Source organism: Shimia sp., assembly GCF_965227725.1.
Classification (GTDB): domain Bacteria; phylum Pseudomonadota; class Alphaproteobacteria; order Rhodobacterales; family Rhodobacteraceae; genus Shimia.
In genome coordinates this window covers 1,131,604-1,147,006 of record NZ_CBDDGH010000001.1, presented here as the reverse complement: position 1 = coordinate 1,147,006, position 15,403 = coordinate 1,131,604, and the positions used below count along the sequence as shown (strand labels likewise).

The 15,403-nt window shown below is 57.2% G+C and carries 12 protein-coding genes and 1 pseudogene; 7 read left to right on the top strand and 6 right to left on the bottom strand.

Annotation, left to right across the window (positions count from 1 at the left end):
* Together ACO07T_RS05385 and ACO07T_RS05380 are read right to left on the bottom strand one after the other, a co-directional pair.
* Window positions 1-1,125 (bottom strand): ABC transporter ATP-binding protein, encoded by a 1,125-nt coding sequence (locus tag ACO07T_RS05385; RefSeq protein ID WP_422048558.1) that lies wholly within the window; start codon window positions 1,123-1,125, stop codon window positions 1-3.
* 87 nt (window positions 1,126-1,212) lie between these two features.
* Window positions 1,213-2,298: a polyamine ABC transporter substrate-binding protein gene (locus ACO07T_RS05380; protein ID WP_422048557.1), complete on the bottom strand. Its 1,086-nt coding sequence runs from the start codon at window positions 2,296-2,298 to the stop codon at window positions 1,213-1,215.
* A 166-nt stretch (window positions 2,299-2,464) separates the two neighbouring features.
* Between ACO07T_RS05380 and ACO07T_RS05375 the strand changes: the two genes are divergently transcribed.
* The 6 genes and pseudogenes from ACO07T_RS05375 to ACO07T_RS05350 form a co-directional block, all read left to right on the top strand.
* Entirely contained in the window at window positions 2,465-3,163 is a 699-nt protein-coding gene (locus ACO07T_RS05375; protein ID WP_422048556.1) for a GntR family transcriptional regulator, read from the top strand.
* An 89-nt stretch (window positions 3,164-3,252) separates the two neighbouring features.
* Window positions 3,253-4,641 (top strand): aspartate aminotransferase family protein, encoded by a 1,389-nt coding sequence (locus ACO07T_RS05370; protein ID WP_422048555.1) that lies wholly within the window; start codon window positions 3,253-3,255, stop codon window positions 4,639-4,641.
* A gap of 305 nt (window positions 4,642-4,946) precedes the next feature.
* Complete coding sequence (locus ACO07T_RS05365; RefSeq protein ID WP_209058361.1) at window positions 4,947-6,050, top strand: ABC transporter ATP-binding protein; 1,104 nt, start codon at window positions 4,947-4,949, stop codon at window positions 6,048-6,050.
* A gap of 85 nt (window positions 6,051-6,135) precedes the next feature.
* Window positions 6,136-7,242 (top strand): extracellular solute-binding protein, encoded by a 1,107-nt coding sequence (locus tag ACO07T_RS05360; RefSeq protein WP_422048554.1) that lies wholly within the window; start codon window positions 6,136-6,138, stop codon window positions 7,240-7,242.
* A 140-nt stretch (window positions 7,243-7,382) separates the two neighbouring features.
* On the top strand, window positions 7,383-8,657 hold the full coding sequence (locus ACO07T_RS05355) for an ABC transporter permease (RefSeq protein WP_209085210.1): 1,275 nt from the start codon (window positions 7,383-7,385) through the stop codon (window positions 8,655-8,657).
* A gap of 14 nt (window positions 8,658-8,671) precedes the next feature.
* A pseudogene (locus ACO07T_RS05350) lies at window positions 8,672-9,517 on the top strand (ABC transporter permease); the annotation flags it as partial.
* Between the two features lie 71 nt (window positions 9,518-9,588).
* On the opposite strand, the gene ACO07T_RS05345 reads toward ACO07T_RS05350, so the two are convergent.
* Both ACO07T_RS05345 and ACO07T_RS05340 read right to left on the bottom strand, forming a co-directional pair.
* Window positions 9,589-10,860 carry a lytic murein transglycosylase gene (locus tag ACO07T_RS05345; RefSeq protein WP_422048553.1) on the bottom strand — a complete coding sequence of 424 codons (1,272 nt, stop codon included), beginning with the start codon at window positions 10,858-10,860 and terminating at the stop codon, window positions 9,589-9,591.
* A 68-nt stretch (window positions 10,861-10,928) separates the two neighbouring features.
* Window positions 10,929-11,639: a helix-turn-helix transcriptional regulator gene (locus tag ACO07T_RS05340; RefSeq protein ID WP_422048609.1), complete on the bottom strand. Its 711-nt coding sequence runs from the start codon at window positions 11,637-11,639 to the stop codon at window positions 10,929-10,931.
* Between the two features lie 83 nt (window positions 11,640-11,722).
* Between ACO07T_RS05340 and ACO07T_RS05335 the strand changes: the two genes are divergently transcribed.
* Window positions 11,723-12,460 (top strand): glutathione S-transferase family protein, encoded by a 738-nt coding sequence (locus tag ACO07T_RS05335; protein WP_422048552.1) that lies wholly within the window; start codon window positions 11,723-11,725, stop codon window positions 12,458-12,460.
* Here ACO07T_RS05335 and rnr read toward each other — a convergent pair.
* Window positions 12,441-14,702: a ribonuclease R gene (gene rnr, locus ACO07T_RS05330; protein ID WP_422048551.1), complete on the bottom strand. Its 2,262-nt coding sequence runs from the start codon at window positions 14,700-14,702 to the stop codon at window positions 12,441-12,443. The two genes, ACO07T_RS05335 and rnr, sit on opposite strands and share 20 nt — an antisense overlap.
* A gap of 114 nt (window positions 14,703-14,816) precedes the next feature.
* The gene (locus ACO07T_RS05325) at window positions 14,817-15,398 is read right to left on the bottom strand and encodes a TIGR04282 family arsenosugar biosynthesis glycosyltransferase (RefSeq protein WP_422048550.1); all 582 of its coding nucleotides are present in this window, start codon (window positions 15,396-15,398) and stop codon (window positions 14,817-14,819) included.
* Window positions 15,399-15,403: the final 5 nt, after the last annotated feature.

Below are 15,403 nucleotides of genomic sequence, written 5' to 3'. Positions count from 1 at the left end.
TTAGCGCTCCAGAAAGACGCCGGCTGTGGCGGTCCAGCTGAGCCAAACATCGTCTTCCCAAGTGAAAGCGCGTCGGGAGATACGGCGGTTGTTGGCAGCCTGGGCTTTGATGATCTGCCCCCCCGCGAGCTCCACGTGGTAGGTAGAAATATTTCCAAGGTAGGCGATATCCAGCACTTTGCCCTGCACGGCATTGGCGGCCTCAACGGGCTTTTCAGCTGAAATAGAGACTTTTTCTGGCCTGATGGCGTAGTGCAGATCCTGCCCCGCCTGCGCCCCCTCAAGCGGCGCACCAACGATGGCAGGCTGGGCTTCGGCCCAGTGCATTTGAAGGACATCTCCTTTCGGATCCGCCTTGCCCGTGATCAAATTCACCTCGCCAATAAAGTCGGCAACATAGGTGGAGTTCGGAGCCTCATAGATCACGTCAGGGGTGGCCACTTGAATGATTTTTCCGTGGTCCATCACCGCAACGCGGCTTGCCACAGTCATCGCCTCTTCCTGATCGTGGGTCACAATCACAAAGGTGGTGCCGGTTTTCTCCTGAATGTCCATCAGTTCAAACTGCGTTTCCTGACGCAGCTTCTTGTCGAGTGCGCCAAGTGGCTCATCAAGCAAGAGAAGCTTGGGCGCTTTGGCGAGAGACCGGGCCAGCGCCACGCGCTGTCTCTGGCCACCAGAGATTTGGTGTGGCTTTCGCCGCGCAAATTTGTCCAAACGTGTCAGGCGCAGCATCTCTTCGACGCGCGCGGCGATCTGGTCTTTGGGCATCCTGTCACGACGCAGACCAAAGGCGATGTTTTCCCAAATACTCAGATGCGGGAACAGCGCATATGACTGAAACATCATATTCACTGCGCGTTTGTTTGGCGGCACAGGTGCGATGTCTTGACCGGCCAGCAATATGCTGCCCTCGGTTGGCGTTTCAAAACCCGCGAGCATGCGCATCATCGTTGTTTTGCCACAACCCGAAGGCCCGAGCAGGGCAAAAAACTCACGCTCAAAAATGTCGACATTCAGATTGTCGATCGCCGTGAAATCGCCAAACCGCTTGGTAACGTTTTGAAACTGGATAAGGGGTTTTGCTGTTGGGTCTTCCCAAGGGGCAAAGGCATCAAGCGCCATGGCGGTCTCCGAAGTGGCAGGAGGCGAACTCACGAATGCAGAAAGAGGCCCGCGCCTCAAAGACGCGAGCCTGTGGTCACTTTGTTCTTAGGTGCCGGATTTGATCTTCGTCCAGAGGCGGGTCACAACACGCTGCACTTTCGGAGGATACGGAGACACTGTGTAGAGGTTTCCGAGCGTTGCCTCATCCGGGTAGATCGCCGGATCACCAATCACGTCTTCCGCCAAGAGCGGCTGTGAGGCGAGGTTGCCGTTTGCGTAGTACACATAGTTGGAAGCATCTGCCATGTTCTGCGCTTCCATGATGAAGTTCAGGAACTTATGCGCCGCTTCCGGATTTGGCGCATCAGCTGGAATGGCCATTTGGTCAAACCACATCAGCGCACCTTCGGATGGCGCATTGTAGGCGATTTCGACCCCGTTTTCCGCTTCCCATGCACGATCTCGCGCCTGCAGAATGTCCCCGGACCAGCCCATCGCTACGCAGATATCGCCGTTGGCAAGCGCGTTGATGTATTCAGAGCTGTGGAACTTCTGAACGTAGGGTGCAATCGCGGTAAAGAGTGGCTCAACCTTGGCAATCACATCTTTGTCTTGGCTGGTGGGGTCTTCGCCCAGATACGCCAGCGCCGCCGGGATCATCTCATCGGAAGCGTCCAGAATGTGAACGCCACATTCCGCGAGTTTCTCCATATTTTCGGGGTTGAAGATCAGATCGAGGGACCCGATCGGCGCATCCTCACCCAGCACCTCTTTGACTTTGCCGAGGTTCACGCCAATGCCCGTGGTGCCCCACATGTAGTTAATGGAGTAGGCGTTGTCTGGATCGTAGTTGGCTGTGCGCTGCTCAACCACATCCCACATGTTGCCGATATTGCTGAGCTGACCTTTGTCGAGCTTCTGAAACACGCCTGCCGCGATCTGACGCTGCAGGAAGGCACCGGTGGGCACCACGACATCATAGCCGGAGTTGCCCGCGAGCATTTTGGTTTCGAGCACATCGTTGCTGTCAAACACATCATAGATCAGCTTGATGCCGGTTTCTGCTTCGAACTTTTCCAGCAGTGCTTCGTCGATATAGTCGGACCAGTTATAGACCCGGACTTCTTCGGCCGATGCCGTCGCCGCTGTCAGCGCAAGGGTCGCGGTGAGGGTAATAAGGGGTGTCTTCATGTTGATCTCCCGTTGGATGCCGAGTTCTGGGCCCGGTCACATTATGCGAGATTAATTTGATCAAGTTTTTGCGCTATGGCAACATACTTGTGCAATTGAGCGTCACAGAGGCGTGTTTGAGAGAACCACTCAGGCGTGGTTTGCATAAATGAAAGGCAGGTCGGATTTGACACAAGCTGGTGAGCAGACAAAAGAAAGTACGGCCCGTGTTCCGGTACATCAGCAGGTCTATGCACAACTGCGCGAAGCCGTTCTTTTTGGAGAGCTTGCACCGGGTCAGGCCGTGACCATCCAAGGCCTCATTGAGCGCACAGGCGCAGGCATGACACCAATCCGAGAAGCGATTCGACGCCTGACAAGCGAAGGGGCGCTGGAGTTTCGCGGGAACCGGCGTGTTGTGGTGCCATTGCTGACTGTCGATGCCATTGATGACCTTATTTTTCTTCGAGAATCAGTGGAAACGCGGCTCGCAGAACAGGCTGCGACCCATATTTCGGCACGCCAGATCGCACGCTTGGAACAGATCGATTCCCGGCTGGATGAGGCCATCACACGCGGCGATGTTTCTGCCTATCTTCGTCGCAACTATGATTTCCACGCGCTGCTTTATGAGGCAGCCCAAGCGCCGATCCTGCTGGATGTGGCCAACAGTGTGTGGCTGCGGTTCGGGCCTTCCATGCGCGTGGTATGCGGGCGCATGGGGACGCAAAACCTGCCAGACAACCACAAAACCGCGCTGGAAGCGCTGCACAAAAAAGATGCAGCGGCGGTGGGAGAAGCCATCCGCCAGGACGTGACACAAGGGATGGAAGAGATCCGTGATGCCCTTCGAGAAGGCACTGGATTCGCCGAGATGATTGACTAATCAAAATTTGATCATATTTTTGAACGCAGACAATGAAAGCAGCTGAGGACACCCTCACCCTGCCCCAAATTTTCTCTGCGAGGATTGCCATGAATATGATCACCAATCACCTGCCGACGGCAGAGCTTCAGGCGTTGGATGCGGCGCACCACATGCATCCGTTTTCCACGCAGGCAGATTTTGACAGCACTGGCGCGCGGGTGATCACGCAGGCCAAAGGCGTGACATTAACCGACAGCGAAGGCGAGCAGATCCTGGACGCAATGGCCGGGCTTTGGTGCGTTAATATCGGCTATGGCCGCGAAGAGCTTGCGGAAGTCGCCGCGCGCCAAATGCGCGAACTGCCCTATTACAACACGTTCTTCAAAACCACTCATGTGCCGGTGATCGCCCTTTCAGCAAAGCTTGCAGAGCTTGCTCCGGGTGATCTCAATCATGTGTTTTATGCAGGCTCCGGCTCTGAGGCCAATGACACCAATATGCGACTTGTGCGGCATTATTGGTCTGCCAAAGGCAAGCCCAGCAAAACGGTCTTCATCAGCCGTAAAAACGCCTATCACGGCTCCACCATGGCCGGTGCAAGCCTCGGCGGTATGGTGCCAATGCACCAACAAGGCAGCCTGCCCATTCCGGATGTGCACCATATCAACCAACCAAACTGGTGGGCTGAGGGGGGTGACATGAGCCCTGAAGAGTTCGGCCTTCAGCGTGCCCAAGAGCTGGAAGAGGCCATTCTGGAACTTGGTGAAGACCGCGTGGCGGCCTTCATTGCGGAGCCAATCCAGGGGGCCGGGGGCGTGATTGTTCCGCCAGAGACCTATTGGCCGGAGATCCAGCGTATCTGCGACAAATATGAGATCCTGCTGATCGCGGATGAAGTGATCTGTGGCTTTGGGCGCACCGGAAACTGGTTTGGCAGCCAGACAGTGGGCATCAAACCCCACATCATGTCGATCGCCAAAGGCCTTTCCTCAGGTTACGCGCCAATCGGCGGCTCGATTGTCTGTGATGAGGTGGCAAATGTGGTCGGCGCGACCGAGTTCAACCACGGCTATACCTACTCCGGCCATCCGGTGGCCTGCGCAGTGGCGCTGGAAAACCTGCGCATTCTGGAAGAGGAGAACATCATTGGCCATGTCCGCGACGACGTGGCGCCGTACCTCAAAGAGAAATGGGAAGCGCTGACAGAGCATCCTTTGGTTGGTGAGGCCAAAATCGTCGGGATGATGGGGTCAATTGCGCTGACACCCAACAAGGAAACCCGCGCGCCGTTTGAAGCAGAGACAGGAACCGTGGGCTACAAATGCCGAGAGCACTGCTTTGCCAACAACCTCATCATGCGCCACGTCGGCGACCGGATGATCATCTCCCCGCCGTTGGTGCTTCAGAAAGCAGATGTTGATGTTCTGATCGAACGCGCAACGCGCGCTTTGGATCAGACCTACGAGCAAATCAAAGCTGAGGGACTCTACAAATAGTCGCCTAATAAGTGATCAAATTGACATCCCCGGAAGCACTTTCCGGGGATTCTTTTTTGCCTCGCACACATCACTTCTCAACCCAAAGGGGAAATTCACGGATATTTTTTAGAATTATGGGTTTACCTCTGTCGGTTTTTGACGAAAATCATCTTTGTTGTGTCGCAAACCGACCTTGCCGGACGAGATTGACTGGCAAACTTTCCGATGTGGACTGCGGTGTTGCGCAATGAGACGCAGGTGTGGTTACACTTGAAACAGATGAGCAGAGACAATCTGCCGACTGAAAACACAGGGAGCCTATTTTGGCTGATAGTGCATCTAATGGCGCGTTTGTCGAATTCGACCGCGTGCAAAAGAGCTACGATGGTGAGACACTCGTCGTCAAAGATCTGAACTTGAGCCTGCCCAAAGGCGAATTTCTAACCATGTTGGGGCCATCCGGGTCAGGCAAGACGACCTGCCTGATGATGTTGGCAGGTTTTGAAACCGCAACCCATGGCGATATTCGACTTGGCGGCACCTCGATCAACAATATCCCCCCCCACAAGCGCGGCATTGGCATGGTTTTCCAAAACTATGCGCTTTTCCCCCACATGACGATTGCCGAGAACCTCAGCTTTCCTCTCGAAGTGCGCAAGATGGGCAAAACCGAGCGTGAGGAGAAAATCCTTCGCGCGCTGGATATGGTGGAGATGGGCGCCTTTGGCGGCCGCCGGCCGTCCCAGCTTTCAGGTGGCCAGCAACAGCGTGTCGCTCTGGCGCGTGCGCTGGTGTTTGAACCTGAGCTGGTACTGATGGACGAACCTCTCGGCGCACTCGATAAGCAGCTGCGCGAAAAGATGCAGTTCGAAATCACCAACCTCGCGCACAATCTGGGCATCACAACAGTTTATGTGACCCACGACCAGACGGAAGCTTTGACCATGTCTGATCGCGTTGCGGTGTTTGACGATGGCCGCATTCAGCAGCTTGATCCACCGGACACCCTGTATGAAGCGCCTCAGAACAGCTTCGTTGCGCAGTTCATCGGCGAGAACAACACGCTGGAAGGCACCGTCAAGGAGCTCAACAATGGTCTCGCGCTGATCCAGCTGGATGACGGAGAGCTGATCGATGCCATGCCAGTGCACGAAAGTGTGAAGGCGGGCGCACGCACTCGTGTATCGATCCGTCCGGAGCGCGTGGAATACAATAAAGACCGCATCCAAGAAGGCGCACACACGCTGAAGGCCGAGGTGAAGGAATTCATCTACATGGGCGACATCTTCCGCACGCGCTTGTCTGTGGCGGGCAATGATGAGTTTGTAATCAAAACCCGAAATGCACCGGATGTGGAACGCCTGAAACCAGGTCAGCAGATCGAGATCGGCTGGCTGCCTCAGGATTGTCGCGCGCTCGACGCCTGACAATAGGGACATAAACCTCCGGCGCCCAATTGACCGGGGGAAAAATGAGCCAAATTCAAGAAAACCAACAAGGAGAGAGTGTTCTATGAAACTCACCAAACTTGCAGCACTGGCGGCAACGACCGCACTTTGCGCCCCGGCAGCATTTGCCGAGGAAATGGCAAACGAAATGACCCTGGTGTCCTGGGGTGGTGCATACCAATCCAGCCAGATCAAAGCCTATGTAGAGCCCTATCTGGCACTGAATCCAGAAGTGAAAGTCACTTGGGACGAGAGCTCTGCTGAAGCCGTGGCAAAGCTGCGCGCCATGAACGAAGCGGGCAATGTGACCTGGGATCTGGTCGATGTTGTGGCCTCTGACTCCATGCGTCTTTGTGACGAAGGTCTGGCGGTCGAGCTGGATCCAGCCACCGATCTGGCGGCGGCGCCTGATGGCACCTCCGCAGAAGATGACTTCGGTGATCTGCTGGTGTCTGAGTGCTTTGCCCCTCAGATCGTATACTCCACCACTTTCGGCTACCGCACCGATCTGGTCGGCGACACCGCTCCAACCTCCGTTTGTGACGTATTCGATCTGGCAGCTTACCCAGGCAAGCGCGCGCTTCAGAAACGCCCAATCGACAACATGGAATGGGCTCTCTTCTGTGACGGCGTTGCCAAAGAAGACATCTATGACACGCTGGGCACCGACGAAGGTGTAAGCCAGGCACTGGCAAAGCTTGACACCATCAAGGATCAGGTTGTCTGGTGGACCGCAGGCGCGGAAACCCCACAGCTGCTGGCTGACGGCGAAGTTGTCATGGGCTCCACCTTCAACGGCCGTCTGTTCTCTGCCATCGCAGAGCAGAACCAGCCGATTGGCATGCTCTGGGACATGCAGTCCTTTGACCTTGATGGTTGGATTGTTCCAGAAGGTCTGCCTGCAGACCGCAAAGCACGTGTGATGGACTTCCTGAAGTTCGCAACAGACACACAGCGTCTGGCCGATCAGGCGAAATACATCTCCTACGGTCCAGCGCGCGCATCCTCTGCGCCACTCGTGGGCACCCACGCTGAACTGGGCATCGACATGGCACCACACATGCCAACCGACCCGGCCAACGCGACCAACGTGCACATCTATGACTACGAATGGTGGGCAGACAACCGCGACGATCTGAACGCAAAGTTCGAAGCGTGGCTGGCGAAGTAATTCCTGCCTAAGCTGAGAAGATTTGGGAAGGGGCCTCAACCGGCCCCCTCCTCCAAAACAAGAACAACCTAAAAATAGGTGTTCGTCTGCGCCTTTCGCAGACTTGCAACGCACAAACGGCAATAGCCGACAGGGATACCATGAGCGATATGACCGATACCGCCGGCCCGGTTCTGGCCGCAGACGGGACGCCCCTCAAGCGCAGTCTCGCGCGGGCACTCCGGCGACAGAAAATGCGGGCACTGCTGCTGATCGCACCTTTGCTGATTTTTATTCTCGTGAGTTTCATCCTTCCCGTGGTGGATATGCTCTATCGCTCGGTCCAGAATGGTATCGTTTCCAACACGCTGCCGCGCACAGTCGAGGCTCTGGCCGACTGGGATGCCAGCACCGGAGAATTGCCGGATGAGGTGGTCTTTGCCGCGATGGCGGCGGACCTGAAAGACGCCGCGGAGGCAAAGATCCACACCAAAGTCGGCACACGTCTGAACTATGAAAATCCCGGTATGTCGTCCCTCTTCCGGAAGACCGGACGGAAAGCCAAGAAATTTGATATCGAAAACGGCGGTCCCTGGAAAGAAGAGCTGATCGACATCAACAAAGGCTGGGGTGAGCTCGACAACTGGCGCACCCTACAGACCTATTCTCCGGCCATCACCTCTGGCTACTTCCTCAACGCGGTTGATATGCGTGTGGGCACCGACGGGCCTGAAATGCGTCCCGAAGATGAGCAGATCTATATGAAGCTCTTGGGCCGCACCCTGTGGATGTCTCTGGCGATCACATCCTGCTGTATCCTGCTGGCCTATCCGGTGGCGTGGATTCTGGCCAATCTGCCCGCGCGCAAGGCCAATATGCTGATGATCCTTGTGCTGCTGCCGTTCTGGACCTCGCTTCTGGTGCGCACCTCGGCCTGGAAAATCCTGCTGCAACAACAGGGTGTGATCAATGACATCCTTGTCTATGTCGGACTTGTCGCCGATGACAGCCGCCTCGTGATAATCAACAACCAGTTCGGCACAATCGTGGCCATGACCCACATCCTGCTGCCGTTTATGATTCTGCCGATGTATTCGGTGATGCAGACCATCAACCCCTCATATCTGCGCGCGGCCAAATCTCTGGGCGCAACCGATTGGACGGCGTTCTGGAGGGTCTATTTCCCGCAGACCGTACCGGGCATTGGTGCCGGATCGATCCTCGTGTTCATTCTGGCAATCGGCTACTACATCACGCCAGCTCTAGTGGGGGGGACAAAAGGCACCTTCATCTCTAACCAGATCGCCTTCCACATCTCGACGTCGCTCAACTGGGGTCTTGCCTCGGCACTTGGCGCAATCCTTCTGGCGGTCGTTCTCGTGCTCTATTGGGCCTATGACAAAATCGTCGGCATCGACAACGTGAAGCTGGGGTAACGGACATGAGCGCACTTCCACCATATGCAACCACCGGCCAACGTGTTTGGTACTATTCCTTCCGCGTCATCTGTGGCCTGATCTTCTTCTTCCTGATCGCTCCGATCATGGTCGTGATCCCGCTGAGCTTTAACGCGCAGGACTTCTTCACCTTCACCAAGGAAATGCTGAGCTTCGATCCGGAAGGCTATTCGCTCAAACACTACCGTGACTTCTTCGGCAATCCGGACTGGCAGGATGCCCTCTGGAACTCGGTGAAAATCGCACCTGCGGCGACTTTGCTTTCCGTGTCTCTTGGTACCCTCGCAGCGATTGGTTTGAGCCAGCCGCATGTGCCCTTCCGCCGTGCGATCATGGCCACGTTGATCTCTCCGATGATCGTACCTCTGATCATTTCGGCCGCGGGTATGTACTTCTTCTATTCCCGCATGGGTCTGGCAGGCACCTACTGGGGCGTTGTCCTCGCGCACGCAGCGCTGGGTATTCCGTTTGTGATCATCACCGTGACTGCAACTCTGGTGGGCTTTGACCACTCTCTGACACGCGCTGCCGCCAGCATGGGTGCCAACCCGGTCACGACGTTCTATCGCATCCAGATGCCTCTCATCCTTCCGGGCGTGATCTCCGGTGCGCTGTTTGCCTTCATCACCTCCTTTGACGAGGTGGTGGTGGTGATCTTTGTGGGATCGGCCAAGCAACAGACCCTGCCATGGCAGATGTTCACTGGCCTTCGGGAACAGATCAGTCCAACCATTCTGGCCGTGGCAACCATTCTGGTGGCGATCTCTATCGCACTCTTGACCACGGTAGAGCTCCTGCGCCGCCGCTCAGAACGCCTGCGGGGCATGTCCCCAACCTAAACGGGTAGCAGAAACAGAAAAAGGCGGTCTCTGGATACAGAGGCCGCCTTTTTTGTGGAAGGATGCAGACACTAGCGCAGTGTTTTGAGCAACGTCAGAGAGGCATATCCATCAGGCTCAAGCCCAACAGAGCGCTGATATTGGCGCACTGCTTCGATGGTCAGAGGCCCGATTTTGCCATCTACCTTCTGGGTATCAAAACCCGCTTTGGTCAGACGACGCTGCAGCTCTTTGCGCTCCTTGAAGGTCAGTGCGCGATCACCACGTGGCCATTTTCCTTGAATGGCTGGCCCACCTTCGAGGCGGTCGCTCAGATGGCCAACGCCGATCACATAAGCATCTGCCGCGTTGTAGCGCTCGATCACCGCAAAGTTCTTAAAAATCAGAAAGGCCGCGCCCTGACCACCCGCGGGCAACAAGAGCGAGGCAGTGCCGTGGTTTGGCACAGAGCGGCCGTTGATCCCCACAACCCCCAAACGCGCCCATTCAGCAGGGGATTTCTTGATTTTGCGATTGGCGAGGGCGTAGTTGAAGCCACGCGGCAGTTTTACCTCGACACCCCAAGGCTGGCCAGACACCCACCCCGAACGCTTCAGATACGCCGCGGTGGACGCCAGCGCATCTGTCGGGTCTTCCGACCAAATGTCGCGCTTGCCGTCTCCGGTGAAATCAACTGCGAAGGATTGATAGGAGGTGGGGATGAACTGTGTGTGCCCCATGGCACCAGCCCAGCTCCCGGTCATATTGCCCGCCGAAACATCCCCATTTTGCAGAATCTTCAACGCCGCTGTGAGCTGCTGCTCGAAGAACTTACCGCGGCGGCCATCGTAGGCAAGCGTGGCCAAGGCCTCAATAATGGGCGTGTTCCCACGATAGGTCCCGTAGTTGCTCTCCAAACCCCAAACCGCGACAACCACCTCCTTCTCGACGCCATAGTGCGCCTCGATGCGCTGGAGGGTCCTGCGGTGTTTCTTGAGCGCAGCCTTGCCGTTTTTGATCCGGCTGTCAGAAACAGCGCTGTCGAGGTATTCCCAAATGGTTTTGGTAAACTCGCTTTGATTGCGATCTCTCTGGATCACATCACTGTTGTATTGCACGCCGCGAAAAGCCTGGTCAAAAACCGCAGCACTCACACCAGCGCTGATTGCACGACCACGGTATCCATTGATCCAACGCTGAAATCCCTTATTGCTGACAGCGACTGTTTGGGGAACTGGCGCTGTCAGGGCAGAATCAAGAGGTCGCAGAACGGGACGAAGCGATTGAGAGGGCGCATTGGCCGTCGCGCTCGTGGATATGGCTGCCGATAAAACGCCAACAACCCAATATCTGTTTTTCCACATGGCCCTGCTCCTCGCCTGTTTAGGAAAAGTGTAGCGCGATCCGCCCCGTCACAAAAGAACAGACACAATCAAGCGCGAGGATTTGCCGACGTCTGATTTTCATTCCGAAGGCGCTGCTTAAACTCCCGGAGCATCGGGATACGGCGGGGGCGAAACGAACGCTCGGTAACTGCTAGATCGGACATGCGGTCCAATCGGAACGCCCGAAAATCTTTCCTGAGATGGCAATAGGCCAACAAGCAGTGCGCGGTTTTCATGAAGACAATTGACAATGGGTCGGCCTGACGCGATGTCTGCGCGCCCTGTGCATCGGCATAGTCAAAGCCCACCGTGCGCTCTTCCCAGGCAGCTTGCCGCAAAACACTTGCGTCAATTCCGGGAGCCGGTGGCTTTTCAAAGCGTCTTGCCGTGAGAACAGCATGTTTCAAGCGGTGCGCCTGTGCCTCTGGCAGACGCGATTTAAGCTTGTTTAGAGCCGAATGAGCGGCTGACGCCAGGGCCGGGTCGCCAACTTCCATCACTTCATTCAATCCAACCACCAAGGCCTCTATTTCTTCAGGCACAAACCCCAACGGCGGCAGTGTCGCGTCTTCGATCAAAGTGAAGCCAAACCCCGCTTCGCCATCAATCACCGCTCCGAGCCCACGCAAACTGTCGATGTCTCGGTAAATGGTGCGCTCTGATACGCCGGTTTCCCGCGCCAAAGCCTGTGCTGTGGCGGGAGGTGGAAGATCACGCAAAGCTTGCATGAGTTGAAACAAACGGTCGGTGCGGCTCATAAGTTTTGATACTGCATCCAACTGACGAAAACTGGCAAGAGCCTCCGTTAGACAAAGCGCATCTTTTCTAAAGGAGTGAAGAAATGCACTTGATAATGTTCCCCGGCACCGAAACCCTGCCAAGCTTGTCGCCATTCTGCACAAAGGCCATCTGCCTGCTTCAGATGGCCGGCGCAGACTGGCAGCCGGAGATCACCACGGATGTCTCCCCAATGCCGCTTGGCAAACTGCCGGTGCTGCGTCTGTCTGACCGTCTGATCCCCGACAGTGCCAATATCGAGGCCTATCTGACCGCGCAGGGCGCGCAGTTCTATACGAACATGAGCGCGCAGGACCGGGGCATGGCCCACGCGCTGGTGCGTATGGTCGAGGACAGTCTGGTGCTGGGCATGGCCCATGACCGCTGGCTGGATGACATGGTCTGGCCGGACACCCGCGCGCTGCTGTTCTCAGAGGTGCCTGAGGACATGCGCGATACGGTGGCAGAAGAGGCCCGCGCAGGCGTGCGCGCCGGATTGACCGGACATGGCATTGCCCGCTTCTCCCCCGCCGACCGGCAGGCTCGGTTTGACAAGGATTTGGCTGCAATAGAGACACAATTGGGCACAAAACCCTATCTCTTTGGCACATCGCCTACAGGCGCGGATGCCGCCATTGTGCCGACGCTGGACATGATCCTGCAACTGCCCGCCGAAACCGATCTCCAAGCGGCGCTGAAGGCCAAACCCACGCTCACTGCTTATGTGGCACGTGCGCGGGCCGCGCTTTATCCTCAGAGCATCCCAACGGCGGCGTCGCCGATCAGCTCCGCCGCCGAGTGACCTTGCGTTTGGTCTTGGCCGCCTTGTGCTTTGCCTTGGCGGCCTTGCGCCGGGGCGGGCCACCGCGCCGGTTCTTGCCGCCGCGCCCCGCCCGTTTCACCACTTCGCCATCCAGCGAAATCAGCTCCAGCGCGATGCCACCTGTCACCGGCGCCGCTTCTGTCAGACGCGCGGTCACGCGCTGGCCAAGACCAATCACAATGCCTGTGTCAGAGCCGGTCAGCGTATTGGTTTCCGCATCGAAGTGGAAATACTCCCGCCCAAGTTCCCGCATCGGGATAAGCCCGTCCGCGCCGGTTTCGTCCAGTTTCACAAACACCCCGAACCGCGCAATGCCGCTGATCCGCCCGCTGAACTCATTGCCGATCCGCTCTGACATATAGGCCGCCAGATAGCGATCAGTGGTGTCGCGCTCTGCCAGCATGGACCGGCGCTCAGTATCAGAGATATGGGTTGCCGTATTCTCGAGCCGTTCGATGGTTTCCGGCGTCAGCCCGTCCTCTCCCCATCCGTGGGCCGTAATCAGCGCTCGGTGCACAATCAGATCCGCATAGCGCCGGATCGGCGAGGTGAAATGCGCATAGGCCCGCAGCGCAAGACCGAAGTGGCCGAAATTCTGCGGCGCATAATAGGCTTGCGTCATCGAACGCAAAGTCGAGAGGTTGATGAGTTCAGCTTGCTCTGTTCCCGCCGCGGCATCCAACAGCTGGTTGAGGTGGCGTGTTTGCAAGACTTGCCCCTTGGCCAGGGTCAGCCCGGAGGCCTGTGCCGTGTCGCGCAGCGCATTGAGTTTCTCCGGGCTGGGCTCTTCATGCACCCGGAACAGGAGTGGCGAATTTTTGGCAATCAGCGTTTCGGCGGCGCAGACGTTTGCGAGCACCATGAACTCTTCGATCAGTTTGTGGGCGTCAAAGCGGTCACGGAAATTGACTGACAGCACATCACCTTTGTCTGACAGCTCAATTTTGCGCTCCGGAAGATCAAGAGCCAGCGGTTGGCGGGCTTCGCGCGCTTTGGTCAACGCTGCATAGGCCGCATAAAGCGGGGTAATCACGCTGTCCATGAGCGTGGCGCAACGCTCGTTGGGATGGCCATCCTGCGCCTGCTGCACCTCGCCATAGTTCAGCGAGGCAACCGAGCGGATCATGGCGCGGCAGAAACGGTGTCCGATCTTTTTGCCATCAGCATCGATCTGTATGCGGAGTGCGATCACTGCGCGTGGCACACCTTCGTGCAAAGAGCAAAGATCACCGGACAGCCGATCCGGCAGCATGGGCACAACACGATCCGGGAAATACGAGGAATTGCCGCGTTTTCGCGCTTCGCGATCAAGCGCTGTGTCGGGGGTGACGTATTGTGCCACATCGGCGATCGCGACCCAAAGCACGTGCCCACCCGCATTTTGGGGATCATCATCAGCATGTGCCCAGCAGGCGTCATCATGATCTCTGGCATCCGCCGGATCGATGGTGACAAACGGCATGTCGCGCAGATCTTCGCGCGCGCCGAGCGGTGCCGGTTTGGCTTTGTCGGCCTCCGAGACCACCTCATCTGGGAAGGTATCGGGAATTCCGTGCTGATGGATCGCGATCAGCGAGACGGACTTTGGGGCTGAGGGATCGCCCAAACGACCAACAATGCGCGCGCGTGGCAATCCGAGGCGCCCGCGTGGGCCGGATTGCTCCGCTTCCACCAACTCGCCATCCTTTGCACCTGCGCTCTGATCGCTGGCGACGGACCAATCTTTGCCGTCGCCCTTATCAATGGGAACGATGCGCCCTCCTTCGGCGGTTTTCCGGAAGACCCCCAGAACACGGCGTGGGTTGGTGCCGATGCGGCGAATGAGACGGGCTTCGTATTGGTAGCCCTCGTCCGCAACTTCGGTGAGGCGGCCCAATATGCGGTCACCTTGTCCCAGCGCAGGATCAGAGGCGCGCGGGATCACCAAGACTGTTGGTGCCTCTCCTTCGCCATGCCACTCAAGCGGCCGCGCAAAGAGATCACCATCTTCATTGGGACCAGCAATTTGCAGAACCGAGACCGGAGGCAATTTGTCCGGATCGCGATAGGTCTTACGGCGCTTTTGCAGATGTCCCTCGGCCTCAAGCTCCTTGAGCAGGCGCTTAAGATCGATACGCGCAGCCCCTTTGATGCCAAAGGCTTTGGCGATGTCACGTTTGGAAGTGAGGGTCGGGTTTTCGGAAATCCACTCAAGGACTTCCTCTCTGGAGGGCATAGGCATAGGGCTGCCCTATCACGGTGTACTCAGTAGGTCTACGTGCAGAATAGAAAGGGGCCAGCCCCTTCCTGTGCCTGCGGCCCAGTTCATCCCCGGGATACTTGACGAATGAGAAGCTTAGAGCCGCGCAAGATCCGCAACTGTGTCCACATCAGCAAGAGTGGCAACCGTGGCAATCTTTGCATCCGGCAGTGTGGCACGGCTGTCTGCCAGCGCGTGTTCGCTGGACCAACGCACATTCTGGAAGAGGGAAGGCGGCGGCGGCGCGCTGCGTTTCAGGCCAACCAGCCAGAAACCGCCATCAGGCGCAGGACCAAAGACGGCTTCGTGATCGCCCAGCGCGCGGAAAGCTTCGCTGACCCGTGCGCGGGTGATGCCCGGGATGTCGGCCCCAATGATGCAAACCGGGCCCGGCGGCATCCGAAGAAATTGACGCGCCATACGGGCACCAAGATCACCGCTACCCTGAGGAACCCTCGGGAGATGGCTTGGCCAAACGCGAGAAGTAAGCCCAGCGCGATCCGGAGCGACAGCAAGAAAGAGATCCCAGCGCGGGTCTTCCAGACGTTTTAAAAGCGCCGCGGACTGGTGGCGAAACCACCAGGCAGAGGTCGTCATGCCTATGTCGCGCCCTAAACGCGTTTTGACACGACCGGGGCGTGGCTCCTTGAGCATCACAACAAGTCGTTGACGGCGCATTGCGC

What these genes read in the sequence shown, in the direction of transcription:
- ACO07T_RS05385 (WP_422048558.1), bottom strand. Translation starts at nt 1,125, where the DNA reads ATGGCGCTTGATGCCTTTGCCCCTTGGGAAGACCCAACAGCAAAACCC.
- ACO07T_RS05380 (WP_422048557.1), bottom strand. Translation starts at nt 2,298, where the DNA reads ATGAAGACACCCCTTATTACCCTCACCGCGACCCTTGCGCTGACAGCG.
- ACO07T_RS05370 (WP_422048555.1), top strand. Translation starts at nt 3,253, where the DNA reads ATGAATATGATCACCAATCACCTGCCGACGGCAGAGCTTCAGGCGTTG.
- ACO07T_RS05360 (WP_422048554.1), top strand. Translation starts at nt 6,136, where the DNA reads ATGAAACTCACCAAACTTGCAGCACTGGCGGCAACGACCGCACTTTGC.
- ACO07T_RS05355 (WP_209085210.1), top strand. Translation starts at nt 7,383, where the DNA reads ATGAGCGATATGACCGATACCGCCGGCCCGGTTCTGGCCGCAGACGGG.
- ACO07T_RS05345 (WP_422048553.1), bottom strand. Translation starts at nt 10,860, where the DNA reads ATGTGGAAAAACAGATATTGGGTTGTTGGCGTTTTATCGGCAGCCATA.
- ACO07T_RS05340 (WP_422048609.1), bottom strand. Translation starts at nt 11,639, where the DNA reads ATGAGCCGCACCGACCGTTTGTTTCAACTCATGCAAGCTTTGCGTGAT.
- ACO07T_RS05335 (WP_422048552.1), top strand. Translation starts at nt 11,723, where the DNA reads ATGCACTTGATAATGTTCCCCGGCACCGAAACCCTGCCAAGCTTGTCG.
- rnr (WP_422048551.1), bottom strand. Translation starts at nt 14,702, where the DNA reads ATGCCTATGCCCTCCAGAGAGGAAGTCCTTGAGTGGATTTCCGAAAAC.
- ACO07T_RS05325 (WP_422048550.1), bottom strand. Translation starts at nt 15,398, where the DNA reads ATGCGCCGTCAACGACTTGTTGTGATGCTCAAGGAGCCACGCCCCGGT.